The organism is Streptomyces flaveolus (assembly GCF_000716535.1).
Classification (GTDB): domain Bacteria; phylum Actinomycetota; class Actinomycetes; order Streptomycetales; family Streptomycetaceae; genus Streptomyces; species Streptomyces flaveolus_A.
Genome location: NZ_JNWV01000001.1, coordinates 261,960 through 287,660 on the forward strand (window position 1 = coordinate 261,960; position 25,701 = coordinate 287,660).

Consider the following 25,701-nt stretch of genomic DNA (forward strand, 5'->3'; position numbering starts at 1 on the left):
ACCATGACCACGACCTCGCCCCAGGGGCGCACCGAACTGCTGAGGCCGGACGGGAGCCCCGTCCGCGTGCTGGTGGTGGACGACGAGATGTCGATCACCGAACTGCTGAGCATGGCTCTTCGTTACGAGGGCTGGCAGATCAGGAGCGCGGGGGACGGACAGGGGGCCGTCCAGACGGCCCGTGAGTTCCGGCCCGACGCCGTCGTGCTCGACATGATGCTGCCGGACATGGACGGGCTGGCCGTCCTCGGCCGGCTGCGGCGTGAACTGCCCGATGTGCCGGTCCTCTTCCTCACCGCCAAGGACGCGGTGGAGGACCGTATCGCCGGACTCACCGCCGGCGGGGACGACTACGTCACCAAGCCGTTCAGTCTGGAAGAGGTCGTCGCGCGGCTGCGCGGGCTGATCCGGCGGTCGGGGGCCGCCGACCGCCGCTCCGACTCCGTGCTCGTCGTGGGCGATCTGACCCTGGACGAGGACAGTCACGAGGTGTCGCGGGGCGGCGAGAACATCCATCTGACCGCCACCGAGTTCGAGCTGCTGCGCTTCCTCATGCGCAACCCCCGGCGGGTGCTCAGCAAGGCCCAGATCCTGGACCGCGTGTGGTCGTACGACTTCGGCGGTCAGGCCAATGTGGTCGAGCTGTACATCTCCTATCTGCGGCGGAAGATCGACGCCGGGCGGGAGCCGATGATCCACACCCGGCGTGGGGCCGGCTATCTGATCAAGCCCGCCGTGTCGTGAGCGGGCGGCGACGGCCGGGTCCGCGGCGGCGGCGGAAGCGACGAGCGGGACAGCCGCGCACGCTGCGGACACGGCTCGTCGTCGCGTCCGTGACGCTGATCGCCGTGGTGTGTGCCGTGATCGGCACGGTCACCACGCTGGCGCTGCGCTCGCATCTGTACGAACAACTGGACGGCAAGGTCACCGAGATCGCCCTCCGGGGGGTCGGGCACACGCGGCAGCAACCGGGCGGTGGCGCCGATCCGGGACCGCCCGGAGTGCCGGAGGCCACCACGCCGAGCACCAAGGTGGAGAACCTGCTGACGAAGGGGCCGACGCCGTTCGGGACCGTCGCCGCCTATGTGCGCGACTCCTCGATCACGAACGCGGCCGTCGCCCGCATGCAGAACGACGACAACGGCCTCTTCAAGGAGTCGCGGGCCGTCGGTCTGAGCACGGCGCAGCAGAAGGCGCTCGACACGGTGCCGAAGGACGGCAAGGCGCACACCGTGGAGATCCCGGGGCTCGGGAACTACCTCGCCAAGTACATGGCGAGCCGGGACAGCAGCGACGCCTTCTACGTCGCGCTGCCCACCAAGGACACCGACGACAACATCAACACCCTGATCCTGGTGGAGATCAGTGTCACCGCCGCCGGTCTCGTCGCCGCCGGCATCGCGGGGTACGTACTCGTCGGCGTCGCCACCCGCCCGCTCCGCAAGGTCGCCGCCACCGCCACCCGGGTGTCCGAACTGACGCTGCACACCGGAGAGGTGAACCTCAGCGAGCGGGTCCCGGAGTCGGAGTGCGATCCGCACACAGAGGTCGGGCGGGTCGGCGTTGCGCTCAACCGCATGCTGGACCACGTCCACGGCGCCCTGCACGCCCGGCAGCAGAGCGAGACGCGGGTACGGCAGTTCGTCGCCGACGCCAGCCACGAGCTGCGGACGCCGCTCGCCTCCATCCGGGGGTACGCCGAGCTGACCCGGCGCGGGCGGGAGCAGGTCGGTCCCGACACACGGCACGCGCTGGGGCGGATCGAGTCGGAGGCGGGGCGGATGACCCTGCTGGTGGAGGATCTGCTGCTGCTCGCCCGGCTGGACGCCGGGCGGCCCTTGCAGTTCGAGCAGACCGATCTCGTCCCGCTCGTCGTGGACACCGTCAGCGACGCCCGCGCGGCCGGCATGGACCACGTCTGGCGGCTCGACCTGCCCGACGAGCCGGCGCCGGTGCCGGCGGACGCGGCCCGGTTGCAGCAGGTGCTGGTCAACCTGCTGGGCAACGCCCGCAAGCACACGCCGCCCGGTACGACCGTCACCGCGCGCGTGCGGCGGCGCGGGCCGTGGATGTGCGTGGACGTCGAGGACAACGGGCCGGGGATTCCGCCGGATCTGCTGCCGCACGTCTTCGAGCGGTTCGCGCGCGGGGACACCGCGCGTTCGCGCGCCACCGGGTCCACGGGGCTCGGGCTGGCGATCGTGCAGGCGGTGGCCGCCGCCCACGGCGGTGCCGTGACGGTGGACAGCGCTCCCGGCCGCACGGTGTTCACCGTGCATCTGCCCGCCCTCGGCCCGGCCGTTCCCCGGCCGGCGTCCGAAACGAGCCGGCGACCGGACTCACAGGCACAGCACAGTGCCACCACATGGGTGCGACAGGGCACTTGAGAAAAGTCGGTGCCATGCGAACCGACTCTTCTCCCGGCACCCTGCCGGCGCGGGAGCACCTCCCGGCCGGAGACGCCGGAACGCCTGTCCTGGACGTAGTGATCCCCGTCTACAACGAGGAGAAGGACCTCCAGCCGTGCGTCCGCAGACTGCACGAGCACCTCACGCGCACCTTCCCGTACACGTTCCGCATCACGGTCGCGGACAACGCGTCCACGGACACCACCCCGCTGGTGGCGGCGCGGCTGGAGGCGGAGGTCCCGGAGGTCAGGAACGTCCGCCTGGAGCAGAAGGGGCGGGGGCGGGCGCTGCGGGCCGTGTGGTCGGCGTCGGACGCCCCGGTCCTCGCCTACATGGACGTCGACCTGTCCACCGACCTCAACGCCCTGCTGCCGCTGGTGGCGCCGCTGATCTCCGGTCACTCCGACCTGGCGATCGGCTCCCGGCTCGCCCGCACCTCCCGGGTCGTGCGCGGCCCCAAGCGGGAGTTCATCAGCCGGGCCTACAACCTGATCCTGCGCGGCTCGCTCCAGGCCCGCTTCTCGGACGCGCAGTGCGGGTTCAAGGCGATCCGGCGCGATGTGGCGCAGGTGCTGCTGCCGCTGGTGGAGGACACCGGGTGGTTCTTCGACACGGAGATGCTGGTGCTCGCCGAGCGGGCCGGGCTCAGGATCCACGAGGTGCCGGTCGACTGGGTCGACGACCCCGACTCCACCGTGCACATCGTGCGGACCGCGACCGACGACCTGAAGGGCGTGTGGCGGATCGGCAGGGCGCTGACCACCGGTTCGCTGCCGCTGGACCGGCTGACCCGGCCCTTCGGTGACGACCCGCGCGACCGTGAACTGACCGGCGTGCCCAGGGGGCTCGCCGGTCAGCTCGTCGGCTTCTGCGTGGTCGGCGTCCTGTCCACGCTCTTCTACCTGCTGCTGTACAGCGCCTTCCGGCAGTTCTGCGGCTCGCAGCTCGCCAACGCGCTCGCGCTGCTGGTCTCGGCCGTGGCCAACACGGCCGCCAACCGCCGGCTCACCTTCGGGGTGCGCGGCCGGGGCGGAGCGGTACGGCACCAGGCGCAGGGCCTGGTCGTGTTCGGCATCGGTCTCGCGCTGACCAGCGGTTCGCTCGCCGCCCTGAACACGGCCACGGACAGCCCGGCGCACTCCACCGAGCTTGCGGTGCTCATCGCGGCCAACCTGGCGGCGACCGTGCTGCGGTTCCTGCTCTTCCGTGCCTGGGTCTTCCCGGAGCGGAGGGAGCCCGCCTTGTCCCCGGTGGCCACCGCGCACACCCCGGCGGTCCCGGGCCGGCGCACGACGGCTCCGTACGCGCCGGCCCACCGCACGACGACTCCGTACGCACCGCTCCCGCGGCGGCCGGTCGCGCCGCCGCAGCCGTACCAGACCACCCGGTTCCGCGCCGGTGAAGCCGCGGACAGCCGCTGGAGCGGCGTCACCGACGCGACCGTGCGGTCGCAGCCGGTGCGCCCTGATGACACCGACCCGGGGAATGCCCGATGACCACCCACTCCGACCCGTCGACGACAGAGCACGGCACCCCGGCCGACTGGGGGCCGCCGCCGACCGCGCCCCCGCGGGGCCCCGGTGCCGGTGAGCCCAGGCAGCCGTTCGTACGCAGACTGTGGCGCGGCCGGCCCGAGGACCCCCGCTGGGTCCGCCCGGCCCTCCTCGGCCTGCTCGCCACCACCCTCCTGCTGTACCTCTACGACCTCAGCGCCTCCGGTTACGCCAACTCCTTCTACTCGGCGGCCGTCCAGGCGGGCAGCAGGTCGTGGAAGGCGTTCTTCTTCGGCTCGCTGGACGCGGGCAACGCCATCACCGTGGACAAGCCGCCGGCCTCGCTGTGGCCGATGGAGCTGTCGGTCCGGGTCTTCGGCCTGAACTCGTGGGCGATCCTGGCCCCCGAGGTGCTGATGGGCGTGGCGACGGTCGCCGTCGTGTACGCGGCCGTGCGCCGCCGGTTCAGCCCGGTGGCCGGTCTGATCGCGGGCGCGGTGCTGGCGCTCACGCCGGTCGCGGCGCTGATGTTCCGGTTCGACAACCCGGACGCGATGCTGGCCCTGCTGATGTCGGTGGCCTGCTACCTGGTCGTCCGGGGCCTGGAGGACGGCCGGACCAAGTGGCTGGTGTGGGCCGGGGTCGCGATCGGCTTCGCGTTCCTCACCAAGACGCTCCAGGCGTTCCTGATCCTGCCCGCGCTGGCAGTCGTGTACGCGGTGTGCGCGCCGGTGTCGCTCAGGAAGCGGTTCGGGCAACTGGCCGCGGCGACGCTCGCGCTGGTCGTCTCGGGTGGCTGGTGGGTCGCGATCGTCGAGCTGTGGCCGGCGTCGTCCCGCCCGTACATCGGCGGCTCGCAGAACAACAGCTTCCTGGAACTGACCTTCGGCTACAACGGTCTCGGCCGCCTCAACGGCGAGGAGACCGGCAGTGTGGGCGGCGGCGGTGGCGGCGCGGGCGGCACCGGCATGTGGGGCGAGACCGGCTGGGACCGGATGTTCGACTCCGAGATCGGCGGCCAGATCTCCTGGCTGCTGCCCGCCGGGCTGCTCCTGCTCGTCGCCGGCCTGGTGGCCACGCGCAAGGCGGGCAGGACGTCCGTCACCCGTGCCTCGTTCCTGGTCTGGGGCGGCTCGCTGCTGATGACCATGGTGGTCTTCAGCTACATGGCCGGTATCTTCCACCAGTACTACACCGTGGCCCTCGCCCCTTATCTGGCGGCCGTTGTCGGCATGGGTGCCGGGCTGCTGTGGGAGCGGCGGCGGGAGCCGTGGGCGTCGGTCACGCTCGCCGCGTCCGTGGTCGCGGCGGCGGCCTGGGGGTACGTCCTGCTCAACCGCACCCCGGACTATCTGCCCTGGCTGAAGTGGCTGGTTCTGGTCGGCGGGCTGTCCGCGGCGCTCGGCCTGGTCTTCGCCGGCCGGATCTCCCGGCGACTGGCCCTGGGCGCGGCGGCGGTGGGACTCGTGGCCGCGCTGGCCGGGCCCACGGCGTACACCCTGAGCACGCTCCAGGAGGGCCACACCGGCTCGATCGTCACGGCCGGCCCGGCGGGCGCGAGCATGATGGGCGGCCGAGGTCCCGGTGGTGCCGGGGGCGGGGTGCGAGGCGGCTTCGGCGGCGGCATGCCGGGCGGACAGGGGCAGCAGAACCAGCGGGGTCAGCAGGGCGATGGCTTCCCGGGCGGCGGCTTCGGCGGGGGCACCCCGACACAGCCGGGTCAGCCGGGGCAGCAGGGGCAGCAGAACGGCAACGGCTTCGGCTTCCCCGGCGGTGGCCGCACGGGTGAGGGCGGCATGGGCGGGGCCGGTGGCGCCGGTGGCCTGCTGAACGGCGCGAGCGTGTCGTCCGAGGCCAGGAAGCTGCTGGAGAAGGACGCCTCGACGTACACGTGGGTGGCCGCGTCCATCGGTTCCCAGAACGCGGCCGGCTACCAGCTCGCCACCGGCGACCCGGTGATGGCGATCGGCGGCTTCAACGGCACCGATCCGTCACCGACGCTCGCCGAGTTCAAGCAGTACGTCGAGGAAGGGAGGATCCATTACTTCATCGCCGGCGGTGGCATGGGCGGCGGCAACAGCGGCACGGCCTCGCAGATCAGCTCCTGGATCCAGAGCACCTTCAAGAAGGTGACGGTGGGATCGGCGACGTTCTACGACCTCACGCAGAAGGCGAGCGACTGACCGACAAACGCGTTGTACACCGTATAGCGACAGCTATACGGTGTACGGCATGTCCACCCCCCAAGGCCACCCCCAACGCTGGCTGATCCTCGGCGTCATCTGTCTCGCGCAGCTCACCGTGCTGCTCGACAACACGGTCCTGAACGTGGCCATCCCCTCCCTGACCCGCGAACTCCACGCGGAGACCTCCGACATCCAGTGGATGATCAACGCGTACTCCCTCGTGCAGTCCGGCCTGCTGCTCACCGCGGGCAGCGCCGCCGACCGCTACGGCCGCAAGAAGATGCTGATCGCGGGGCTCGCCCTGTTCGGCGTCGGTTCGCTCGTGGCCGGACTCGCCGACAGCACCGGCCGACTGATCGCCGCGCGGGCCGGGATGGGCATCGGCGGCGCGCTGCTGGTGACCACCACGCTGGCCGTGGCGATGCAGATCTTCTCCCCCGAGGAGCAGCCGAAGGCGATCGGCATCTGGAGCGCGGTCAACGCGCTGGGCTTCGCCGGCGGCCCGCTGATCGGCGGCTTCGTGCTCGACCACTTCTGGTGGGGCGCGATCTTCCTGATCAACATCCCGGTCGCCGCGCTCGGCCTGGTCGCGGTGGTGGTTCTCGTACCGGAGTCGAAGAACCCGCGCGGCGACCGCCCGGACCTGCCGGGCGCGGTGCTGTCCACCATCGGCATGGCCTCGCTGGTGTACGCGATCATCTCCGGGCCGGAGCACGGCTGGACGTCGGCGCGCGTGCTCGGCACGGCGGCCGTGGCGGTGCTGGTGCTGGGCGCCTTCGCCTGGTGGGAGAGCAGGGCCGACGAGCCGATGCTCGACCTCCACTTCTTCCGGGACCCGCGGTTCACGGGCGCGGTCGCCGGGGCCGTGCTCATCGTGTTCGGCATGGGCGGCGCGTTGTTCCTGCTGACACAGCACCTCCAGTTCGTGCTCGGGTACGAGCCGCTGGAGGCCGGCCTGCGGACCGCCCCGCTGGCGCTGACCGTGGTGGCGCTCAACTTCAGCGGGCTGTCGGCGAAGTGGTCGGCACGGCTGGGCACGCCGGTGTCGATCGCGCTGGGAATGGTGTGCATGGCCGGGGGCCTGGTGTCCATCGCGGAGGTGGACTCCGGGGGGTATCCGGGGACGCTGCTCGGGCTGTTGCTGATCGGCGCGGGGTGCGCGGTGGCGAACCCGGCGATGGCGCACGCCATCATGAGCGCCATCCCTCCGGAGAAGGCCGGGGTGGGGGCCGGGATCAACGGCACCCTCGCCGAATTCGGGAACGGGCTCGGTGTGGCCGTACTGGGTGCGGTGCTCAGCTCTTCGGTCGCGTCGGGGCAGTCCTTGTCCGCCGGTCTGGGGTCCGGCCAGTTGGTCGGGGCCGTCGCCGTGCTGGTCGGCGGGTTCGTGGCAGCGGGGTTGCTTCGACGGGCGGAGCGGGTGTCCGCCTAATGGCCCGGGCCGGTGGGTAGTCGTGCCCCTTAGGTTGGAACCGTGAGCGGAATCGAGGAAGGGCCGCCGGTGGCGAAGGCAGCAGGTCGGTCGGCGCGGGACAGCGTGTGGCTGGAGGGCAGGACCCGGCGCGGTGGCCGCAGTGGGCAGCCGTCCGGGCTGGACCGGGAGCGGATCACCGCGGCGTCCGTGCGGCTGCTGGACGCCGAGGGCCTCGCCAAGTTCTCCATGCGGCGGCTGGCGGCCGAGCTGAACGTCACCGCGATGTCCCTGTACTGGTACGTCGACACCAAGGACGACCTGCTCGAACTCGCCCTGGACGCCACCTACGCCGAGCTGCGGCTGCCCGACCCGGAGAACGCGGACGAGGACTGGCGGGAGCAGCTGCGCGCGCTGGCCACCGCGTACCGGGCGCTGCTGGTCCGCCACCCCTGGCTGTCCCCGCTGGCCGGGCGTTTCCTCAACATCGGCCCGAACTCCCTCGCGTTCTCCCGGGTGGTCCAGCGGGTCGTCCGCCGGGCCGGGCTGCCCGCGCACGGGGTGACCGGGGCGATCTCGGCCGTCTTCCAGTTCGTGTACGGCTTCGGCACGATCGAGGGGCACTTCCGCACCCGGATCGCGGACACCGGGCTGAGCCCCGACGAGTACTTCGAGCAGGCCATGTCCATGGTGGACGAGGTCCCCGGAACCGCCGACGTGATGAAGGAGTCCAAGGACCTCATGGCGGCGCGCGGCGGCGACACGGTGGCCGAGATGCTGGACCGCGACTTCACCTTCGCCCTGGACCTGCTGGTCGCCGGCATCGAGGCGATGGTGGCCCGCGGCTGACTACCCCTCCGCCACCAGTCGCGCCGGGAAGCCGCCGGTCGCGACCGGGCCCCACCGCTGCGGGGTCACCCGGATGATGGACTTGCCCTGCTTGACCATCGCCTGGCGGTACTCGTCCCAGTCGGGGTGCTCGCCGGCGATGTTGCGGTAGTACTCGACCAGCGGTTCCACCGAGTCGGGCGTGTCGATGACCTCGGCCGTGCCGTCGATCTGGACCCAGGGGCCGTTCCAGTCGTCGCTGAGGACGACCAGGGCGACCCGGGGGTCCCGCTTGGCGTTGCGGGTCTTGGCCCGCTCGGGGTAGGTCGAGACGACGATCCGGCCGGAGTCGTCGACGCCGCAGGTCAGCGGGGACGCCTGGGGGGAGCCGTCGGCCCGACGCGTGATCAGCAGGGCGCGGTGCCGGGGACGTACGAAGTCCAGCAGCTCGTCCAGCGACACACGGGTGTTGGTAGCGATGTTCGGTGCCATGGGGGCAGCCTAGGGGCAGCGGGTGCCCCTGTGGCTGACCCTGCTGTGCCTATGTCTACGCCTGGGGCAGCGAGTCGCCCTGGACGGCCTGGATGTCCAGCTCCACCTTCAGCGTCGTGCCGATCGCCGTGATCCCGGCCTGGAGGACCTGGTTGTAGTTCATCGCGAAGTCCTCGCGGTGCAGTTCGGTGGTGGCCCGGAACGCGGCCCGGGTGCCGCCCCACGGGTCGGCGCCGGTGCCCAGGTAGGCCAGGTCCAGGTCGACGGGGCGTACGACCCCGTGCAGGGACAGCTCGCCGTGCACGGTCCAGCGGTCGGAGCCGGCCTGCGTCAGACCCGTCGAGCGGTAGACGATCTCGGGGTTGTTCTCGGCGTCGAGGAAGTCCGCGGAGCGCAGGTGCGTGTCGCGCATGCCGTTGCCGGTGTCGATGGACGCGGCCTTGATCACCGCCTCCACCCGGGACTTGGTGACGTCGTCGGGCGCGATCTCGATCGTGCCGCCGAACTGCGTGAACCGGCCGTGCACGCTGGAGATGCCCAGGTGCTGGGCGACCGCGGCGACGGAGGAGTGCGCCGGGTCGATGGTCCAGGGGCCGGGCGGCGGCAGCTCGGTGCCGCCCTGCCGGGCCAGCGTGACCGTGCCGACCTCGGCCCGGCCGCTCGCGGTGACGATCGCGCTGGAGGCGGTGGGCGCGTAGCCGACGGCCGTCACGATCACGGTGTACGCCCCCGGCGCCAGCTCGGTGGTGTCCCGTACGGCCCCCTCGGCGTCCGCCTCGGCCCGCAGCACCTGCGTGCCGGTCATGTCGGTCACCGTGACGACCGCGTGCGACACGGCCCACCCGTCCCGCGTACGGATCTTCGCGGTCAGTCCCATCCCGTTTCTCCCTGAAAAAAGCTCAAAAAATGGTCGTATGAGACCGGCCCGTGGCGGGCGCGCCCTCCGCTCAGGGCGCGCGCCGCCACGGGCCGGGGTGAACTACTCGCCGGGGTGGGCGAGTTCGATGTCGTGGCCGTCGACTCCGGTGCCGGAGACGGTCAGGGCCGTCGCCACCGGCGGGTAACCCGTCGCGATGACGGTGTACTCGCCGCTGTCCAGGTCGGTGAAGGCGTACGCCCCGTCCGTGCCGGTGGTGGCGGTGCCGACCACGTTGCCGGCCTGGTCGACCAGGGTCACCCGGGCGTCGGCCAGCGGGCCGTGCGGGGCCCGGACGACACCCTGGAGCCGGGCGCCGGCGTCCAGGTCGACCTCGATCCGGGTGACGCCGGTGACGCCGACCTCGACCGGCAGGGCGCGCGGCCGGAACCCGCTCGCGTTGACCGCGACGGTCACGGTGCCGGGCACCAGGTCGGTGAGGGCGAAGTCGCCCTGCTCACCGGTGGCGGCGGTGGCCAGCAGGTCACCGCGCACATCGGTGACGATCACCATCGCGTCCTTGACCGGCAGCGCGCTCCCGGCGGCCCGGACGACACCGGTCAGCCCGCTGGTGCCGCTGAGCAGGATGTCGTACGACAGCGGTTCCTCGCCCACCACGACGGTGGAGGCCTGCGGCTGGTAGCCGTCGGCGGAGGCGATCAGGACGTAGCTGCCGGTGCCCGGGGCGTCGAGCGCGTAGGAACCGTCGGCCTGGGCGACCGCGCGGCCGAGCTGCCGGCCGGACAGCGAGATCAGGGTGATCGCGGCCTGCGGGACCGGGGCGCTCTCGGCGCCGCGGACGAAGCCGTGCAGCGGGGTGCCGCCGGAGCCGCCGGGCTCGGCGATCGTGGCGACGGCCGCCATGGGCCGGGTGGCGGTGGCCGTGCCGTCGGCGGCGGCCTCGGTGCTGGCGGCGACCGCGGCCGGGACCGGCGCGGCGGCCGGGACCTGGGCCTCGGCGACGGCCGGCGCGGCGGCCGGGTCGGTCACGGGGGCCTCGCCCTCGGCGGCCTGCGCCAGCGCGCCCTTGGTCTTCAGCGGGACCTCCTTGATGAACAGCGTGATCAGGAAGGCGACGGCGGCGAGGCAGCCGGCGATGAAGAAGACGTCGGCGATGCCGTGGCCGTAGGCGCTCTCCAGCAGCGTCCGGATGGGCTTCGGGAGCGCGTTCATGTCCGGGATGCTGTCGGTCGAACCGGAACCGCCGGCCAGGGCCTTCTGGTACTTCGGGCTCAGGTCGGCGATGCCGTCCTGGACGTAGTGGGTGATCCGGCGGGACATCACGGCACCCAGCGCGGAGACGCCGACCGCACCGCCGAGGGAGCGGAAGAAGGTGACCGTGGAGCTGGCCGAGCCGAGGTCGGAGGGGGCGACCTGGTTCTGCGTGGCGAGGACCAGGTTCTGCATCATCATGCCGATGCCGAGACCCAGCAGCGCCATGAAGACGGCCATCTTCCAGTAGTCCGTGTCGTACCGGATGCCGCCGAGCAGCAACAGGCCGGCCGTGACCAGCACGCCACCGCTGACCAGCCACGCCTTCCAGCGGCCGGTACGGGTGATGAACTGACCCGAGACGGTCGAGGAGACGAACAGACCGCCGATCATCGGGATGGTCAGGACTCCCGACATGGTCGGGGACTTGTCGCGGGCGAGCTGGAAGTACTGGCTGAAGAAGACGGTGCCGGAGAACATCGCGATACCGACGAACAGCGAGGCGAGCGACGCCAGCGTGATCGTGCGGTTCCTGAACAGGCGCAGCGGGATGATCGGCTCGCTCGCCTTGGACTCGACGAGCACGAACAGCGCGCCGAGGACGATCGAACCGCCGACCATCGCGTAGGTCTGCCAGGACACCCAGTCGTACTTGTCACCGGCGAAGGTGACCCAGACCAGCAGCAGGGAGACGGCGGCGGAGATGAGGGTCGCGCCGCCCCAGTCGACCTTGACCTCCCGCTTGACCACGGGCAGGTGCAGGGTCTTCTGCAGCACGATCAGGGCGACGACGGCGAAGGGGACGCCGACGTAGAAGCACCAGCGCCAGCCCAGCCAGGAGGTGTCGGTGATGACACCGCCGAGCAGCGGGCCGCCGACGGTGGCCACGGCGAAGGTGGCACCCAGGTAGCCGGAGTACCGGCCGCGCTCGCGCGGGGAGATCATCGCCGCCATGACGATCTGCGCCAGGGCGGACAGACCGCCGACGCCGATGCCCTGGAACACCCGGAAGGTGATGAGCATGCCGGGGTTCTGCGACAGACCGGCCGCCATCGAGGCGACCACGTAGATGATCAGGGCTATCTGGACGAGAGCCTTCTTGCTGTACAGGTCGGCGAGCTTGCCCCACAGGGGAGTGGCCGCGGTCATCGACAGCAGGGCGGCGGTGACCACCCAGGTGTAGGCGGACTGGCCGCCGCCGAGGTCCCCGATGATGTGCGGCAGGGCGTTGGAGACGATCGTGGACGACAGGATCGCCACGAACATGCCGAGCAGCAGCCCGGACAGTGCCTCCATGATCTGCCGGTGGGTCATCGGGGCGTCGCCGTGGGAGCCTCCCCCGTGCTTGGCGTGAGCCCGCACACCGGCTGGTGTGGTCGTTGCCATGGGCTTCCTTTTCTTACGTGCTTGCGGGTGTACGGGTGGTCTCTGCGTCTACGGGAGCGGGGAGCCGCAGCGGGGCGGACCGGCAGTCGCCGAAGGACGCGCGCAGACGCGTCATCAGCCGGATCAGCTCGTCGACGTCCTCGTCGGTCCAGTCCGCGAGCCGCTCGGCCAGCAGATGCGTGGTGCGCCGGGACAGGTCGTCGAGTTGGTGCGACCCCGCGGGCGTCAGGCGCAGGATGCGCGAGCGCTTGTCCGCCGGGTCGGGGTGCCGTTCGATCCAGCCGCGCGCGGCGACGTGCGCGACATGGCGGCTGGTGACCGACATGTCCACGGCGAGCAGCTCCGCGAGCTTGCTCATGCGCATGTCGCCGTGGCGGCCGAGCAGAGTCAGCACGGCGGCCGAGCCGGCCGGACAGTCGGGCGGCAGGATCCGCCCCATGTCCCGTTTCACGGCTCCGACGGCACTGAGCTGACGCGCCAGCTCTTCGAACTGCGCCTGCTCGGCCATCACACCTCCCGTATTCGTTGCTTGGGGCAACCATAGGACTGCTTGGTTGCTGAAGGCAAACAAACAGGGGTCCGGCGGCGCAAAAACTTGGCAAAGGCAAGTATTGCGAACGTAAACAGGCAGGTGGCTGCGGGTGGCGTGCCCCCGTCTGTCCCGGTGGCCCCGCACTTGGGTCGGTCACCGGGATTCGCTAGGGTCTCGGGCCATGGCTAACACCCAGGGCCCCCAGGGCAATTACGACCCCGCAGGCAGCACCCAGATGTTCCGCGCGTTCGTCGACGAGGCCCCCCAGGGCCCCCAGCAGCAGGCGGCCTCCTCCGGCCCCCGGGTCGGTCTGATCATCGGCGTCGTCGTGGCGCTCGTGGTGGTGGCCGGCGTCGCCTGGCTGGCGATGCGGTAGGACTCACTCCCACCGGACGGACACGTCCCGCGTCTCGATGTGCATGCCGATCGGCGCATGCCAGGCGTCGACGCACACCGCCCACGTGGGACGTCTGCGCGCACCCGGCGCGATTGGCACCGGCAGTTCCACGGTCGACTCGACCGTCCCCCAGTCGGTGCCGAGCGCGCCGGTGACGTGCGTGCCGAAGGTCACCGACCCCGAGCGCACCGCCGTACCGCCCGAGTTGTGGAAGGCGACCGTCACCTTCTGGCACCACCGCTCGTCGGTGTCCTCGGTCGCCGGATCGCCCCAGGAGAGGTCGGCGGGTGTGGCGGGGGTCGTCGTACGGCTCGGAGCGGGGGCCGGGCTCGGCGAGGCCGCCGGCGGAGTCGTACGACCGTCCGGGCCGCCGCGGGGCCGCGAGGTGCCGGGGCTGTCCTCGTCGGTGGGCGTCGGCGCCGGTACCGGTGTGGCGGAGTGCGGATCACCGGACGGGGTCGGTCCCCGCGCGTGCGCCGCGGAGCCGGCCCTGCGCGGGGCGCCGTCGCGTCCGCCGCGGCCCCTGTCCCCGTCGAGCGGTACGAGGACCACCGACCCGGACGGCGCCACGGCCGTCGGGCCGCCCGGTCCCGCGCCGACCGCGGTGTAGCCGCCGCCCGGACCACCGCCCGCGCACGCGGCGACCACCCCGCCCAGACAGACGACGGCCGCCGACGCTGCCGTAACGGCGCCTCGGCGGCCACGCGTCCATGTCGTCGTACGAAGCATCCCGGCCCGAAGCATCCGGCCATGGTGACTGACGCTTCGTCAGATGGGAAGCGACCGGGAAGCCTCAGTCCGAGATCAGACCCTCCCGCAGCTGCGCCAGCGTCCGGGTCAGCAGACGGGAGACGTGCATCTGGGAGATGCCGACCTCCTCGCCGATCTGCGACTGGGTCATGTTGGCGAAGAAGCGCAGCATGATGATCCGGCGCTCCCGGGGCGGGAGCTTGGCCAGCAGCGGCTTGAGGGACTCGCGGTACTCCACTCCCTCCAGGGCCGTGTCCTCGTAGCCGAGCCGGTCGGCGAGCGAGCCCTCGCCGCCGTCGTCCTCGGGGGCCGGGGAGTCGAGGGAGGAGGCGGTGTAGGCGTTGCCGACCGCGAGGCCGTCGACCACGTCCTCCTCGGAGACACCGAGCACGGTGGCGAGCTCGGTCACCGTGGGGGAGCGGTCCAGCTTCTGGGACAGCTCGTCGCTGGCCTTGGTGAGGGCCAGGCGCAGCTCCTGGAGCCGGCGCGGGACGCGCACCGACCAGGAGGTGTCGCGGAAGAACCGCTTGATCTCGCCCACGACCGTCGGCATCGCGAACGTCGGGAACTCCACGCCCCGTTCGCAGTCGAACCGGTCGATCGCCTTGATCAGGCCGATGGTGCCGACCTGGACGATGTCCTCCATCGGTTCGTTGCGCGAGCGGAACCGCGCCGCCGCGTAGCGGACCAGCGGCAGGTTCAGCTCGATCAGGGTGTCCCGGACGTACGCCCGCTCGGGGCTGTCCTCGCCCAGCGCGGCCAGGCGCAGGAACAGCGAGCGGGACAGGGTGCGGGTGTCGATGTTGGCCGTGACCTGCGCGGCCGGGACAGCTTCGGCGGCCGGCTCGGCGGCCGGGGACGGCACGGCTTCGAGGGCCGTGACACCCTCGAAGCCGTCGAGGACGTCGAGAGCGTCGAGCTCCTTGGGCGCTGCCTCGCTCTTCGTGGGCGTCAGCACCTTCGAGCTGCCCTGGTCTGCGGACATGCCACCCCCTTTGGGTCGCGGGACGGTCGCGGCGGCGCCTGTCTCTTTCGAGCAACGCAGCCTTCACCTGAATACCGGAGCCGGAGCCACGGCAAACGCGCTTCCCGCAGAATGTCACATGTCGGCAACGCGCTGTACCGACATGTCGACATGTGAGATCCGAATCGGCCCTGCAAACAAGGGGTCTGACGGCATTTCGGAACGGAACTGTCGGCAACAGCCCTGGTGGGCGATTCGCTCGCGCCGGTTACCGCTCGATCGGGTTTGCGATGCAATGGCGTTCGGGGCGTGCTTCCGTGCGCCCGCTATGCATCAGGCGCCCCGGCCTCTGCTGCGGCTATGCGTCGATCCGATTTGCGGAACGCAGCCGCTGGAAGCTACGGGCGAGGAGACGGGAGACATGCATCTGGGAGACGCCGAGTTCCGCGCTGATCTGTGACTGGGTGAGATTGCTGTAGTAGCGCAGGAGAAGGATTCGCTGTTCTCTCTCGGGGAGTTGGACGAGGAGATGGCGGACCAGGTCGCGGTGCTCCACGCCGTCCAGAGCGGGGTCCTCGTACCCGATGCGGTCGAGGAGCCCGGGCAGCCCGTCGCCCTCCTGGGCGGCCTCCAGCGAGGTGGCGTGGTACGAGCGTCCCGCCTCGATGCAGCTGAGCACCTCGTCCTCGCTGATCCGGAGCCGGTCGGCGATCTCGGCGGTGGACGGCGAGCGGCCGTGGAGCGTGGTCAGGTCCTCGGTGGCGCTGTTGACCTGCACCCACAGCTCGTGCAGCCGGCGCGGGACGTGGACCGTGCGGACGTTGTCCCGGAAGTACCGCTTGATCTCGCCGACCACGGTGGGCATCGCGAAGGTCGGGAACTGCACGCCCCGGTCGGGGTCGAAGCGGTCGATGGCGTTGATCAGTCCGATGGTGCCGACCTGGACGACGTCCTCCATGGGCTCGTTGCGGGAGCGGAAGCGGGCGGCGGCGTAGCGTACGAGCGGGAGGTTCGCCTCGATCAGCGCTCCCCGCACCCGGTTGTGCTCCGGCGTGCCGGGGGTGAGCTCCTTCAGTTCGGCGAACAGCACCTGGGTCAGGGCCCGGGTGTCCGCGCCGCGGCGCTTCTCGGGGGCCGGCGGGGTCGGAGTGGGCGCCTCTTCCTGGGGCGGCGCAGTACTGGCCGACACGGTCAACGCCACCTCTTCATCGGTCAATCATCCGTCAAAAGCGGTCATAGCATCACAAGACATGTGCACTGTGTGCAAGCACCCAATAACCCCGTGTTGTGGTTCAAACACCGACAAATTGGGTACGCATCGCACGAAAAACCCCTCGCCGGAACGGCGAGGGGTTCTGGCGGGCGCGGGGCTCAGAATTCGTAGTCGGCGATCACCCAAGTGGCGAACTCGCGCCACAGCGCGACACCCGCCTGGTGGGCCGGGTGCTCCAGGTAGCGCTTGAGCGCGTCGGCGTCCTCGACGGCCGAGTTGATCGCGAAGTCGTAGGCGATCGGCCGGTCGCTGATGTTCCAGGCGCACTCCCAGAAGCGCAGCTCCTCGATCTGGCCGCCGAGGGCCCGGAAGGCCTCCACCCCCGCCACGACCCGCGGATCGTCGCGCTCGACGCCCTCGTTGAGCCTGAAGAGGACCAGGTGGCGGATCATGGGGTGTACCTCAGCTCTTTGCTCCGTGGGCGACCCAGGTCATGAAGTCGCCGATGGCCTTCGCGGCGTCCGATATGCCCTCGAAGCCTATCTGCACGTAGTCGGCCGCCTTGGCCGGATCCGTGATGATCACGTACAGCGCGAAGACCACGAGCACGTACACGGCGATCTTCTTGGCGTTCACCGCCACCGCGGCCTCCCTGTCGTGACTGCCGAAAGCGCTGTTGATAATCGCACAAGGGTCGCGTCCAGTGGTGGGGGCGCGCAGCCACGGCTCCCACGCCGCACGACTCGTATCCCCGCGCCGGCGGAGCGACTTGAACCCCCGGTGGCCTGCGCCACGCTGTGAGGTGCTGGTCAGACGGAGCGGAGAGCTCGTGTCGCGGCACCGTTGAGGGCGCGCACGGTGCCGGCGCGGTCGAAGCCGAAGAGCAGGATGCCCCGCTCGTCGGCGTACGTGTGCGCTGTGCTGGTGAATCCGCTGAGGCTGTAGAACAACAGCACCGGTTGGCCCCCGGCAGCGCCCACGAGGCGTTGAACGTCGGGACGGCCGACGGGCTTGTTGTGCATCTTCACCTGCGCCACCGCCCCCGTGGCCATCGCGTCGATGCCCCCGTCACTGCCGGGCCCGGTGTCACGAGCGTCGAGGAAGCCGAGGGCGCGCATGTGCCGCACAGCCAGTAGCTCGGCATCGCGCCACGTGCTGACGCCCGCTCGTTGCCCGATCACCGGCGCGACCCACGTGCGTCTGCGTGCCCGGCGTTCGGCCCAGGTCTGCCGGGCCACCATGAGCGCCAGAAGCATGCAGAACCCGCCGAGCAGAGCGATGGCGGACCTGCCCGTGTTCGCTGGATCGTCGCCGAAGCGCGCGGCTGTGAAGCAGCCGATCGCGAGCAGGACGACCGAGCAGCCGCACCCCGCGACGTCGTTGGTCGTCCCGTCGTCCCCACCCTGCTGCGGTCTCCCCGACACGGTCCCCCCCGGGATTGCCGTAAAGGAAGATCGTCTCATCCGGTCACGCGCCGCGGCACCGAGTCCCCGCGCCGAGAACCGAAGGGGCGCCCGGTTCGATGAACCGGGCGCCCCTTCTCTCTGCGGTAGCGGAGGGATTTGAACCCTCGGTGACTTGCGCCACACTCGCTTTCGAGGCGAGCTCCTTCGGCCGCTCGGACACGCTACCGAGGGAGACCCTACAACACGGGGGGCCGTGGTTCGAAATCGGTATCCGGCGGCGGTTCAGCGGGCACGGAAGAACTCGGTGAGCAGGCGCGCGCACTCCGCCGCGAGCACGCCCTCGATGACCTCCGGCCGGTGGTTGAGCCGGCGGTCGCGCACCACGTCCCACAGGGAACCGGCCGCACCCGCCTTCTCGTCCCGGGCGCCGTAGACCACCCGGTCCACCCGGGACTGGACGAGCGCGCCCGCGCACATCGTGCACGGCTCCAGCGTGACGACGAGCGTGCAGCCGGTCAGCCGCCACTCCCCGAGCCGGGCGGCGGCCCGCCGGATCGCGAGGACCTCGGCGTGGGCCGTGGGATCACCGGTGGCCTCACGCTCGTTGTGCCCGGCACCGAGCACCGTCGTACCGTCCGGGGACAGCACGACGGCGCCGACCGGGACGTCCCCGCCCCGGACGGCCAGCCCGGCCTCGTCCAGCGCGAGCCGCATCGCGGCCCGCCAGGGGTCCCGGACCGGGTCCGGCGTGCCCTGCGCTCGCGGTGGCGTGGTCAGCGGACGGTCTCCAGCACCTCCGAGGCACCCAGGGCCTCGGCGATCGTGTTCAGCGCGTCGTCGGCGTCCAGGGCGCGCAGCTCCTTCTCGCTGATGCCCAGGTCGTCGAGGATCTCGCTGTCGCCCACCGGGCTGTGCGGCACCGCGTCGCCGGCGGCACCCTCCTCGTCGTCGTCCTCGGACTCGCCGTCCTCGGTGCCGTCGAGGTCCAGGGAGTCCAGGTCCGGGACGTCGTCCGCGCCGGGCTCCCGGCCGAGCAGCTCGTCGGTGAGCAGCAGCTCCCCGTACGCGCTGCGCTGGGCGGCGGCGGCATCCGACACGTAGATGCGAGGGTCGTCCTCGCCGTCCACGCGGACGACGCCGAACCAGGCGTCCTCCTGCTCGATCAGGACGAGCACCGTGTCCTCGTCGGGAGAGGCTTCCCGGGCCAGGTCGGCCAGATCCGACAGGGTCTCCACATCGTCGAGCTCTGTGTCGCTCGCTTCCCACCCGTCTTCGGTGCGCGCGAGCAGTGCGGCGAAGTACACCGTGACTCTCCCACTGGTCATAGGCGTGCCGGTTGGGGGTCCCCCCGGCGGAGGTACTTGGGCGGAGAGAGCTGGGCTCCGAGCCCCACCCACTCGGAATCGTGGCAGAAACAAGGCCTCCAGGGGACGTCTTCGGCTCCCTGTGTCTGGCTGTTTCGATCGTGGATCCGTGATCGGCTCACCAGCGCGCTCATTGCCGCCACCTGCGGATCGTACGCGGCTTTTCCCGGCGCTCACGCACGCCCACCTCCCAACACCGGCGCGAGCGTGGTTGCTCCGTCCCGGGAACTGGCCCCGGAACTACCAGCGGAACGTCCGCATGCGCATCGCGTGGCGCAGCCGTGCGGCCTTGGCGCGTCGGGGCTGGACCCGGGCGCGCAGCGCACGGGCCTCGGCGAGATCACGCAGGAACTGCGCGCGCCGGCGCCGGCGTTCGCTCTCGCTCTCGGGCTTGTCGGAATCGGTCCGCGCGGACCGCGCAGCGGGGCCGGTCGTGTCACCGGTGGGCCCGGAGGCGTCCGCGGGCAGGTCAGGCAGGTCAGACACGTCACACCACCCCAGTCCGTCCCTCCCACTTTCCCCCGGATGGCCGGTTTGACGCCAGCGCGAGGGCGGCCCGGGGCGCAGGTACCGTTAGGGGCATGCGTCTCCATGTCGTCGACCACCCCCTGGTCGCCCACAAGCTCACCACGCTGCGCGACCAGCGCACCGACTCCGCGACCTTCCGGCGACTCGCCGACGAACTGGTCACCCTGCTCGCCTACGAGGCCACGCGGGACGTGCGCACCGAGGCCGTCGACATCCAGACGCCGGTCGCGGCGACCACGGGCGTCAAGCTCGCCCGCCCCCGCCCGCTGGTGGTGCCGATCCTGCGGGCCGGCCTCGGCATGCTGGACGGCATGGTCCGGCTGCTGCCGACCGCCGAGGTGGGCTTCCTGGGCATGATCCGCAACGAGGAGACGCTGCAGGCGTCCACGTACGCCTCGCGGATGCCGGAGGACCTCTCGGGCCGCCAGGTGTACGTCCTGGACCCGATGCTGGCCACGGGCGGCACCCTGGTCGCGGCGATCCAGGAACTGATCAAGCGCGGCGCCGACGACGTCACGGCGGTGGTCCTGCTGGCCGCCCCCGAGGGCGTCGAGGTCATGGAGCGGGAGCTGGCGGGGACGCCGGTCACCGTGGTCACGGCCGCTGTCGACGACCACCTCAACGAGCTCGGGTACATCGTGCCGGGGCTGGGGGACGCGGGGGACCGGCTCTACGGAGCCGCCGAGTAGGTTTCCGCGCCCGGAGGGACGCCGCCTGGGCGCCGTCCGCGGGAACGGGTGCGTCGTGGCCGGCGGCGCGGTCCACCGCGCCGCTTCAGGGCGCCGCTCAGCAGCCCTTCTTCGGGGAGGCCGTCGGCTTCGGTTCGGTCAGGGTCGTCAGCGCCTGCTCCGCGGCCGCCGGCTTCGACAGGCCCTTGAAGGCGTCGCCGATGACGAGGTCGAGGTCGGCCCCCTTGCGGCCGTCGGCGCGCAGTTGGGCGCCGCCGAGCTGGGTGCCGAGGACGCGCAGCGAGGTGTCCTGAGCGGAGGGAGGGCCGAGGAGTATCCCGGTGCCCTTGACCTTCTTGTCGTACTGCTGCGAGGCGTTGCCCACCTTGCCGATTTTGAAGCCGCGCTTCTTCAGCTCGTCCGCGGTGGTCTTGGCGAGCCCCGTGCGCTTGGTCGCGTTGTAGACGTTCACGGTGATCTGGCCGGGCTTCGGCAGGGCGTGCACCTGGGCGGCCGGGGCCGCCGCGGACTTGGTCCGGCAGCCTGTCGCGGAGGCGTTCGCCGTGTACTTGTCGCCGCCGCCGGTGAAGACGTCGATGAGCTGGAGCGTGCCCCAGCCGGTCAGGCCGAGTGCGGCGACGGACGCCACCACGACGGCCACGAGCCTGCCGCGCCGCCGGGGCGGACGCATCCGAGGGTATTTGTCCCCCGTGATGCGGTACTGGCCGCCCATGCCGGGGGGAGTCAGCATGCTCATGGGCGCAGCGTAGTGCGCCCGAGCGGCGATGCCTATCAGATGATCAGTCGATGCCGCTCAGCGAACCCGAAAGGGCCAACGGCCGTGTGCGTCGGGTCAGTCGAGTTCGAGCACGCGCGCGTGCAGCACCTGGCGCTGCTGGAGGGCGGCGCGGACCGCGCGGTGCAGGCCGTCCTCCAGGTAGAGGTCGCCCTGCCACTTCACGACGTGCGCGAAGAGGTCGCCGTAGAACGTCGAGTCCTCCGCCAGCAGGGTCTCCAGATCGAGCTGCTGCTTGGTGGTGACGAGCTGATCGAGGCGGACCGGGCGCGGCGCGACGTCCGCCCACTGCCGGGTGCTCTCCCGGCCGTGGTCGGGGTACGGCCGGCCGTTTCCGATGCGCTTGAAGATCACACGGAAAGCCTACCGGTCAAGACGTTCCGGGCGCAGCCATGGCGGCGGAGTGCGACGCTTGAAAAGATGGATCAAATCGGGCATACGGGTTACTACGGTGACAGGGGTCGGAGATGAGTGACAGCGAGACCGCGCCGCCCGCCGGCCCGCAGGGGGCGCCCGCACTTCCCGCAGAGGCCCGGAAGATCGCCTCCGGGTACGCCTTCGCCGGCCCCGCGCTCGATCTCGGCGCCCTCCTGTGGGACGGGGCGTGTCGCGCCGACGCGCCGGTCCGCATCCCACTGCCCGTGCTCAACCGGCACGGGCTGGTCGCGGGCGCCACCGGCACCGGGAAGACCAAGACCCTCCAGCTCATCGCCGAGCAGTTGTCGGCGCAGGGCGTGCCCGTGTTCCTCGCGGACGTCAAGGGCGACCTGTCCGGCATCGCGCGGCCGGGGCAGCCGAACGAGCGGGTGCGGAAGCGGTCCGCCGACGTGGGCCAGGAGTGGGCCCCGGCCGGCTTCCCGGCCGAGTTCTTCGCGCTCGGCGGCCTCGGCCACGGCATCCCCGTGCGGGCCACCGTCACCAGTTTCGGCCCGGTGCTGCTGGCCAAGGTGCTCCGGCTGAACCAGACCCAGGAACAGTCCCTCGGCCTCATCTTCCACTACGCCGACACCAAGGGCCTGGAGCTGATCGACCTCAAGGACCTGCGGGCGGTCGTCGCCTTCCTCATCTCCGACGAGGGCAGGGCCGAACTCAGGAACATCGGCGGCCTGTCCAGCGCCACGGCCGGGGTGATCCTGCGCTCCCTGACGGCCTTCGAGGCGCAGGGCATGACGGACTTCTTCGGCGAGCCGGAGTTCCGCACGGCGGACTTCCTGCGCACGGCGGAGGACGGGCGGGGCATCGTCTCGGTCCTGGAACTCGCGGCGGTGCAGGACAAACCGCTGCTCTTCTCGACGTTCCTGATGTGGCTGCTCGCCGACCTCTTCCACGACCTGCCCGAGATCGGCGACGCCGACAAGCCCAGGCTGGTGTTCTTCTTCGACGAGGCGCACCTGCTGTTCGACGACGCGTCCAAGGCGTTCCTGGAGTCGATCACCCAGACCGTCCGCCTGATCCGCTCCAAGGGCGTCGGCGTCTTCTTCGTCACCCAGACCCCCAAGGACGTGCCCGGCGACGTCCTCGGCCAGCTCGGCAACCGCGTCCAGCACGCCCTGCGCGCCTTCACCCCGGACGACCAGAAGGCCCTGAGGGCGACCGTGCAGACCTTCCCGAGATCGGCGTACGACCTGGAGGAACTGCTCACCGGGCTGGGCACCGGCGAGGCCGTGGTGACCGTGCTCGGCGAAGCCGGCGCGCCGACCCCGGTCGCCGCCACGCGGCTGCGCGCCCCGGCGTCCCTGATGGGTCCGGTGGACCCCGGTGAACTCGACCGGGCGGTCCGGGACTCCCCGCTCCACGACCGTTATGCACAGGCTGTGGACCGCGAGTCGGCGTACGAGAGGCTGAGCGCCGCCCGGCCCGCGCCGCGGACGCCGGAGCCGGCCGCCGCGCGCGCTCCCCAGGAGGAGCCGTCGCTGGTCGAACAGGTCGTCAGCAGCGGGATGTTCAAGTCGCTGGCCCGTTCGGTCGGCACCCAGCTCGGCCGCGAGATCACCCGTTCCCTCTTCGGCACCGCCCGGCGGAGGCGGTAGCCCGCCCCCGCCGGTGCCGGGTCAACGGTCCCGTTCCTCGGGGGACCGCTGGGGTTCCGGTGTCCGCTGGTCCGGCCGGGGGGCCGCACCGCGCCGGGCCTCCGCGCGCAGCAGGGCACGCAGGACGGCGTAGGGATCCTTGGGCATGGCTGTGCTCCTTGCGTCGAACCGACTGACCTCACGGGGACGCGGGTCTGTCAGCAGCGCAGGACCACCGTGCGCAGCAGGGGCGCGGTGTACGGCGCCCGGGGCGCGCCGGGGCCCGGACGGGCCGCCGGACGGGCGGGCGCGGGGGTGGGGAGGGGCGCGAGGCGCTCGGGCGCGTCGGCCCGGTGGATCGCGCGGGCGGGCGGCCGCAGCGGCGTGTCGAGGACGTCGTGCTCGGCCGTCTCGGCGGCCACGGCGAGGTCCGGGACCGCCTGGGCCGGCACGTGCGCGCCGGGCACCCACAGGGCGAGGAGCAGCACGAGGACGCGTAGCCAGGTACGGCCCCGGGGCGTGCTCCTGCTCCTGCTCACGCCGGGTTTTTTCCCGCGGCACGCCCGAAGCGCAGCACGTCGGGGGGGAGCTCCACCCGACCGGGGGACATATGAGACGCGGGGTTGACGGTGGTCGCGAGCGGTGGGGCGGGGGGCGGTGGTGGTCGGCCTGGTGGTGGTGGGGACGGTTTGGCGGAGGGGTCGCAGCGGGGCTGGTGGCGGCGCTGGTGCGCGGGGGCGCAGGGTGGGGCGGCGGGGACCATGAGGGGTGCCGGCGGCGGTCCCGGTCGTGGCGCCGGGGCGATGGCGCCGGGCACAACGGGGGTCCGGCGGGATCCCGGCGGGCGCAGGGGGTTCCGGCAGTGGCTGTGGGGACGGTCGCGGCGGGGAGCGCGGCCCTCGGTCGCGGCGGTGGTCACAGGGTCTGCGGGACATGGCGCGTCCGGCTGCGGATGCCGAACGCCGTCACGATCTCCACGATCCCCACCGCGATCAACCAGATCCCGCCGACGAGGGTCAGCACGGCGACCGACTCGAACGGCGAGTCGATGAGCACGATCCCGGCGATGAAGGTCAGGATGCCGAGGAACGCCTGCCAGCCCCTGGCGGGCATCCGGGAGTCGTGCACGGCGGCCAGGGTCTGCGTGATGCCGCGGAACAGCCAGCCGATGCCGATCCACAGGGCGAGCAGCAGGATCGACTGCATGGGCCCGCGGAAACAGAACAGGCCGAGCACGATGGACAGCGCGCCGCTGATGAAGCCGAGGACGCGCAGCGAGGTCGCCCGGTGCGTCCCGAACGCGGACACCAGTTGGAGGACCCCGCTGTACAGCAGGTAGAGGCCGAACAGCACACCGGCGGCCAGCAGGGAGGCGCCCGGCCAGACCAGCACCAGGACGCCGAGCACCAGGGAACCGATCCCGGTGAGCAGGACGACCTGCCAGGCGGCCCGGGACAGGGCGTGCAGCGGGCCCTCGAACGGCGGCTCCGGTTCATGGTGGGTGCCGGGCGCCGCCGCGGGGTGGCCGCCCGGTGACGCCCCCGCGTGAACATGCCGGTCGTCGTACGCCCGGTCCCGCTCGGGACCGCTGCTCGGTACCTCGCTCATGCCCCATGCTGAGACCGACCGGGCGGCGCGAGCCAGCGGGGTGGGCCGAGCGGGTGGTGGGGGCGGTGGTGAGGCGGGGCGACCGTCCCGGTCGGGGGGTGGGGGGTGGGCGGAGGCCGTTGCGCCGGACGTCACGCCCCGAGCGCCCTTCGAGGCGTGGTGGCACCCGGCGGCTCGGAGCGCGGCGGGACTCGGTCGTGCTTCGGGCGCGGCGGGACTCGGTCGTGCTTCGGGCGCGGCGGGACCCGGCCGTGCTCGGACGCGGCGGGACCCGGCCGTGCTCGGACGCGGCGGGACTCGGCCTTTCTTCGGTGCGCGGCGGGACCTGGTCGTGCTCGGGCGCGGCGGGACTCGGTCGTTCTTCGGTGCGCGGCGGCACTGGTCGTCCGTGGGGCGCGGGCGGACCCGGGCGCTCTTGGGCTCGTGGCGGAACCTGGCCGCCGTCCCGGGCCGGGTCCTCAGTCGGGAGCGTGGTGACAGCCCGCCGGTGTCCCTACTTCTTCGCCGCCTTGGCCGCCTTCGCCGCGGCCTTCATCTCCTGTTTGTGGGCGCGGACCTTGGCCAGGGACTCGGGGTCGGTGATGTCGGCGACGGACCGGAAGGACTTCGGTTCGCCGTAGGCTCCGGCGGCCTCCCGCCAGCCCTCGGGCGCGACGCCGAGCCGCTTGCCGAGCAGGGCCAGGAAGATCTGTGCCTTCTGCTTGCCGAACCCCGGCAGGTCCTCCAGCCGCCGCAGCAGCCCGGCCCCGCTGTCCACGCCTCGCCAGACCGCCTCCGCGTCCCCGTCGTAGTGCTCGACCAGGTACTGGCAGAGCTGCTGGATCCGCTTCGCCATCGAGCCCGGGTAGCGGTGCACCGCGGGCTTCTCGGAGAGCAGCGCGGCGAAGGCCTCCGGATCCATCGCCGCGATCTCGTGCGCGTCCAGGTCGTCCGTGCCGAGCCGGTCGGCGATGGTGCGGGGTCCCTTGAACGCCCACTCCATGGGGATCTGCTGGTCCAGCAGCATCCCGGTCAGCGCGGCGAGCGCGGAGCGCCCGAGCAGCGCGTCGGCCGCTGGGTCCTGGGCGAGGTGCAGGGTGACGTCCATGCGTAGATGATCCCGCGCGCGGGGTGGCTCCGCCCGCTGGGTGGCCT

The 25,701-nt window shown here is 71.8% G+C and carries 28 protein-coding genes and 1 tRNA gene; 9 read left to right on the forward strand and 20 right to left on the reverse strand.

The annotated features are described in order from the left end of the window. The first annotated feature begins 3 nt into the window (after nucleotides 1-3). The 6 genes from OO52_RS01185 (at nucleotide 4) to OO52_RS01210 (ending at nucleotide 8,347) form a co-directional block, all read left to right on the forward strand. The gene (locus OO52_RS01185; RefSeq protein ID WP_030639957.1) at nucleotides 4-744 is read left to right on the forward strand and encodes a response regulator transcription factor; all 741 of its coding nucleotides are present in this window, start codon (nucleotides 4-6) and stop codon (nucleotides 742-744) included. After that, on the forward strand, nucleotides 741-2,387 hold the full coding sequence (locus OO52_RS01190; protein ID WP_078877274.1) for a sensor histidine kinase: 1,647 nt from the start codon (nucleotides 741-743) through the stop codon (nucleotides 2,385-2,387). The genes OO52_RS01185 and OO52_RS01190 overlap by 4 nt, the downstream gene beginning before the upstream one ends. 14 nt (nucleotides 2,388-2,401) lie before the next feature. Next, nucleotides 2,402-3,904: a bifunctional glycosyltransferase family 2/GtrA family protein gene (locus tag OO52_RS01195; protein WP_030639953.1), complete on the forward strand. Its 1,503-nt coding sequence runs from the start codon at nucleotides 2,402-2,404 to the stop codon at nucleotides 3,902-3,904. Then, a complete protein-coding gene (locus OO52_RS01200) occupies nucleotides 3,901-6,084 on the forward strand; it encodes an ArnT family glycosyltransferase (RefSeq protein ID WP_030639951.1) in 2,184 nt (727 codons plus the stop codon). The genes OO52_RS01195 and OO52_RS01200 overlap by 4 nt, the downstream gene beginning before the upstream one ends. A gap of 49 nt (nucleotides 6,085-6,133) precedes the next feature. Then, entirely contained in the window at nucleotides 6,134-7,519 is a 1,386-nt protein-coding gene (locus tag OO52_RS01205; RefSeq protein WP_106971923.1) for an MFS transporter, read from the forward strand. A gap of 69 nt (nucleotides 7,520-7,588) precedes the next feature. Beyond that, the gene (locus tag OO52_RS01210) at nucleotides 7,589-8,347 is read left to right on the forward strand and encodes a TetR/AcrR family transcriptional regulator (RefSeq protein WP_030639946.1); all 759 of its coding nucleotides are present in this window, start codon (nucleotides 7,589-7,591) and stop codon (nucleotides 8,345-8,347) included. On the opposite strand, the gene OO52_RS01215 is transcribed toward OO52_RS01210, so the two are convergent. The 4 genes from OO52_RS01215 to OO52_RS01230 form a co-directional block, all read right to left on the reverse strand. After that, nucleotides 8,348-8,818 carry a PPOX class F420-dependent oxidoreductase gene (locus OO52_RS01215; RefSeq protein ID WP_030639944.1) on the reverse strand — a complete coding sequence of 157 codons (471 nt, stop codon included), beginning with the start codon at nucleotides 8,816-8,818 and terminating at the stop codon, nucleotides 8,348-8,350. A 55-nt stretch (nucleotides 8,819-8,873) separates the two neighbouring features. After that, complete coding sequence (locus tag OO52_RS01220; protein ID WP_030639942.1) at nucleotides 8,874-9,695, reverse strand: YceI family protein; 822 nt, start codon at nucleotides 9,693-9,695, stop codon at nucleotides 8,874-8,876. Between the two features lie 102 nt (nucleotides 9,696-9,797). Then, nucleotides 9,798-12,332, reverse strand: a complete 2,535-nt coding sequence (locus OO52_RS01225; RefSeq protein ID WP_030639940.1) for an MFS transporter — start codon at nucleotides 12,330-12,332, stop codon at nucleotides 9,798-9,800. Between the two features lie 13 nt (nucleotides 12,333-12,345). Further along, on the reverse strand, nucleotides 12,346-12,840 hold the full coding sequence (locus OO52_RS01230) for a MarR family winged helix-turn-helix transcriptional regulator (protein WP_030639938.1): 495 nt from the start codon (nucleotides 12,838-12,840) through the stop codon (nucleotides 12,346-12,348). Between the two features lie 205 nt (nucleotides 12,841-13,045). Here OO52_RS01230 and OO52_RS46740 point away from each other — a divergent pair, with 205 nt between their 5' ends. Further along, the gene (locus OO52_RS46740; protein WP_030639936.1) at nucleotides 13,046-13,240 is read left to right on the forward strand and encodes a hypothetical protein; all 195 of its coding nucleotides are present in this window, start codon (nucleotides 13,046-13,048) and stop codon (nucleotides 13,238-13,240) included. A 3-nt stretch (nucleotides 13,241-13,243) separates the two neighbouring features. Here the strand turns inward: OO52_RS46740 and OO52_RS01235 are convergent, their stop codons facing one another. The 10 genes from OO52_RS01235 to OO52_RS01280 form a co-directional block, all read right to left on the reverse strand. Continuing rightward, entirely contained in the window at nucleotides 13,244-14,005 is a 762-nt protein-coding gene (locus tag OO52_RS01235) for a hypothetical protein (protein ID WP_234337824.1), read from the reverse strand. A gap of 49 nt (nucleotides 14,006-14,054) precedes the next feature. Next, nucleotides 14,055-14,996, reverse strand: coding sequence for an RNA polymerase sigma factor SigF (locus OO52_RS01240; RefSeq protein WP_030639933.1), 942 nt, complete (start codon nucleotides 14,994-14,996; stop codon nucleotides 14,055-14,057). A gap of 337 nt (nucleotides 14,997-15,333) precedes the next feature. Then, nucleotides 15,334-16,170 (reverse strand): RNA polymerase sigma factor SigF, encoded by an 837-nt coding sequence (locus tag OO52_RS01245; RefSeq protein WP_037628446.1) that lies wholly within the window; start codon nucleotides 16,168-16,170, stop codon nucleotides 15,334-15,336. Between the two features lie 176 nt (nucleotides 16,171-16,346). Beyond that, the gene (locus OO52_RS01250) at nucleotides 16,347-16,640 is read right to left on the reverse strand and encodes a Dabb family protein (RefSeq protein ID WP_030639929.1); all 294 of its coding nucleotides are present in this window, start codon (nucleotides 16,638-16,640) and stop codon (nucleotides 16,347-16,349) included. Nucleotides 16,641-16,650: 10 nt separating this feature from the next. Further along, nucleotides 16,651-16,830: a hypothetical protein gene (locus tag OO52_RS01255; RefSeq protein WP_030639927.1), complete on the reverse strand. Its 180-nt coding sequence runs from the start codon at nucleotides 16,828-16,830 to the stop codon at nucleotides 16,651-16,653. 167 nt (nucleotides 16,831-16,997) lie between these two features. Next, on the reverse strand, nucleotides 16,998-17,612 hold the full coding sequence (locus OO52_RS45975; RefSeq protein WP_051818153.1) for a restriction endonuclease: 615 nt from the start codon (nucleotides 17,610-17,612) through the stop codon (nucleotides 16,998-17,000). A 123-nt stretch (nucleotides 17,613-17,735) separates the two neighbouring features. Further along, a tRNA-Ser gene (locus OO52_RS01265) sits at nucleotides 17,736-17,820 on the reverse strand. A gap of 56 nt (nucleotides 17,821-17,876) precedes the next feature. Further along, nucleotides 17,877-18,308: a tRNA adenosine(34) deaminase TadA gene (gene tadA, locus OO52_RS01270; protein ID WP_015493289.1), complete on the reverse strand. Its 432-nt coding sequence runs from the start codon at nucleotides 18,306-18,308 to the stop codon at nucleotides 17,877-17,879. A gap of 59 nt (nucleotides 18,309-18,367) precedes the next feature. Continuing rightward, a complete protein-coding gene (locus OO52_RS01275) occupies nucleotides 18,368-18,898 on the reverse strand; it encodes a hypothetical protein (protein WP_030639922.1) in 531 nt (176 codons plus the stop codon). A gap of 300 nt (nucleotides 18,899-19,198) precedes the next feature. Then, on the reverse strand, nucleotides 19,199-19,444 hold the full coding sequence (locus OO52_RS01280) for a hypothetical protein (protein ID WP_030639920.1): 246 nt from the start codon (nucleotides 19,442-19,444) through the stop codon (nucleotides 19,199-19,201). A 95-nt stretch (nucleotides 19,445-19,539) separates the two neighbouring features. Here OO52_RS01280 and upp point away from each other — a divergent pair, with 95 nt between their 5' ends. Further along, nucleotides 19,540-20,175, forward strand: coding sequence for a uracil phosphoribosyltransferase (upp, locus tag OO52_RS01285; RefSeq protein ID WP_030639918.1), 636 nt, complete (start codon nucleotides 19,540-19,542; stop codon nucleotides 20,173-20,175). Between the two features lie 97 nt (nucleotides 20,176-20,272). Here upp and OO52_RS01290 read toward each other — a convergent pair whose 3' ends face one another. Together OO52_RS01290 and OO52_RS01295 are read right to left on the reverse strand one after the other, a co-directional pair. Continuing rightward, on the reverse strand, nucleotides 20,273-20,911 hold the full coding sequence (locus tag OO52_RS01290) for a LytR C-terminal domain-containing protein (protein ID WP_234328843.1): 639 nt from the start codon (nucleotides 20,909-20,911) through the stop codon (nucleotides 20,273-20,275). Nucleotides 20,912-21,007: 96 nt separating this feature from the next. After that, nucleotides 21,008-21,304: a type II toxin-antitoxin system VapB family antitoxin gene (locus OO52_RS01295; protein WP_004943146.1), complete on the reverse strand. Its 297-nt coding sequence runs from the start codon at nucleotides 21,302-21,304 to the stop codon at nucleotides 21,008-21,010. A gap of 113 nt (nucleotides 21,305-21,417) precedes the next feature. Here OO52_RS01295 and OO52_RS01300 point away from each other — a divergent pair, with 113 nt between their 5' ends. Continuing rightward, nucleotides 21,418-22,980, forward strand: a complete 1,563-nt coding sequence (locus tag OO52_RS01300) for a helicase HerA-like domain-containing protein (protein WP_030639915.1) — start codon at nucleotides 21,418-21,420, stop codon at nucleotides 22,978-22,980. A gap of 21 nt (nucleotides 22,981-23,001) precedes the next feature. On the opposite strand, the gene OO52_RS53905 is transcribed toward OO52_RS01300, so the two are convergent. The 4 genes from OO52_RS53905 to OO52_RS01315 form a co-directional block, all read right to left on the reverse strand. After that, a complete protein-coding gene (locus OO52_RS53905) occupies nucleotides 23,002-23,127 on the reverse strand; it encodes a hypothetical protein (protein WP_267881530.1) in 126 nt (41 codons plus the stop codon). A 50-nt stretch (nucleotides 23,128-23,177) separates the two neighbouring features. Further along, entirely contained in the window at nucleotides 23,178-23,498 is a 321-nt protein-coding gene (locus OO52_RS01305; protein ID WP_030639913.1) for a hypothetical protein, read from the reverse strand. Between the two features lie 376 nt (nucleotides 23,499-23,874). After that, entirely contained in the window at nucleotides 23,875-24,567 is a 693-nt protein-coding gene (locus OO52_RS01310) for an HdeD family acid-resistance protein (RefSeq protein WP_030659042.1), read from the reverse strand. 493 nt (nucleotides 24,568-25,060) lie between these two features. Next, nucleotides 25,061-25,654, reverse strand: coding sequence for an HhH-GPD-type base excision DNA repair protein (locus OO52_RS01315; protein WP_030659044.1), 594 nt, complete (start codon nucleotides 25,652-25,654; stop codon nucleotides 25,061-25,063). Between the last annotated feature and the right edge of the window lie 47 nt (nucleotides 25,655-25,701).

Excerpts from the sequence above, each read along its gene's own strand:
- OO52_RS01185 (WP_030639957.1), top strand. The coding sequence starts at position 4 with ATGACCACGACCTCGCCCCAGGGGCGCACCGAACTGCTGAGGCCGGAC.
- OO52_RS01195 (WP_030639953.1), top strand. The coding sequence starts at position 2,402 with ATGCGAACCGACTCTTCTCCCGGCACCCTGCCGGCGCGGGAGCACCTC.
- OO52_RS01200 (WP_030639951.1), top strand. The coding sequence starts at position 3,901 with ATGACCACCCACTCCGACCCGTCGACGACAGAGCACGGCACCCCGGCC.
- OO52_RS01205 (WP_106971923.1), top strand. The coding sequence starts at position 6,134 with ATGTCCACCCCCCAAGGCCACCCCCAACGCTGGCTGATCCTCGGCGTC.
- OO52_RS01215 (WP_030639944.1), bottom strand. The coding sequence starts at position 8,818 with ATGGCACCGAACATCGCTACCAACACCCGTGTGTCGCTGGACGAGCTG.
- OO52_RS01220 (WP_030639942.1), bottom strand. The coding sequence starts at position 9,695 with ATGGGACTGACCGCGAAGATCCGTACGCGGGACGGGTGGGCCGTGTCG.
- OO52_RS01225 (WP_030639940.1), bottom strand. The coding sequence starts at position 12,332 with ATGGCAACGACCACACCAGCCGGTGTGCGGGCTCACGCCAAGCACGGG.
- OO52_RS01230 (WP_030639938.1), bottom strand. The coding sequence starts at position 12,840 with ATGGCCGAGCAGGCGCAGTTCGAAGAGCTGGCGCGTCAGCTCAGTGCC.
- OO52_RS46740 (WP_030639936.1), top strand. The coding sequence starts at position 13,046 with ATGGCTAACACCCAGGGCCCCCAGGGCAATTACGACCCCGCAGGCAGC.
- OO52_RS01235 (WP_234337824.1), bottom strand. The coding sequence starts at position 14,005 with ATGCTTCGGGCCGGGATGCTTCGTACGACGACATGGACGCGTGGCCGC.
- OO52_RS01240 (WP_030639933.1), bottom strand. The coding sequence starts at position 14,996 with ATGTCCGCAGACCAGGGCAGCTCGAAGGTGCTGACGCCCACGAAGAGC.
- OO52_RS01250 (WP_030639929.1), bottom strand. The coding sequence starts at position 16,640 with ATGATCCGCCACCTGGTCCTCTTCAGGCTCAACGAGGGCGTCGAGCGC.
- tadA (WP_015493289.1), bottom strand. The coding sequence starts at position 18,308 with ATGCGGCTCGCGCTGGACGAGGCCGGGCTGGCCGTCCGGGGCGGGGAC.
- upp (WP_030639918.1), top strand. The coding sequence starts at position 19,540 with ATGCGTCTCCATGTCGTCGACCACCCCCTGGTCGCCCACAAGCTCACC.
- OO52_RS01290 (WP_234328843.1), bottom strand. The coding sequence starts at position 20,911 with ATGAGCATGCTGACTCCCCCCGGCATGGGCGGCCAGTACCGCATCACG.
- OO52_RS01300 (WP_030639915.1), top strand. The coding sequence starts at position 21,418 with ATGAGTGACAGCGAGACCGCGCCGCCCGCCGGCCCGCAGGGGGCGCCC.
- OO52_RS53905 (WP_267881530.1), bottom strand. The coding sequence starts at position 23,127 with ATGCCCAAGGATCCCTACGCCGTCCTGCGTGCCCTGCTGCGCGCGGAG.
- OO52_RS01310 (WP_030659042.1), bottom strand. The coding sequence starts at position 24,567 with ATGAGCGAGGTACCGAGCAGCGGTCCCGAGCGGGACCGGGCGTACGAC.
- OO52_RS01315 (WP_030659044.1), bottom strand. The coding sequence starts at position 25,654 with ATGGACGTCACCCTGCACCTCGCCCAGGACCCAGCGGCCGACGCGCTG.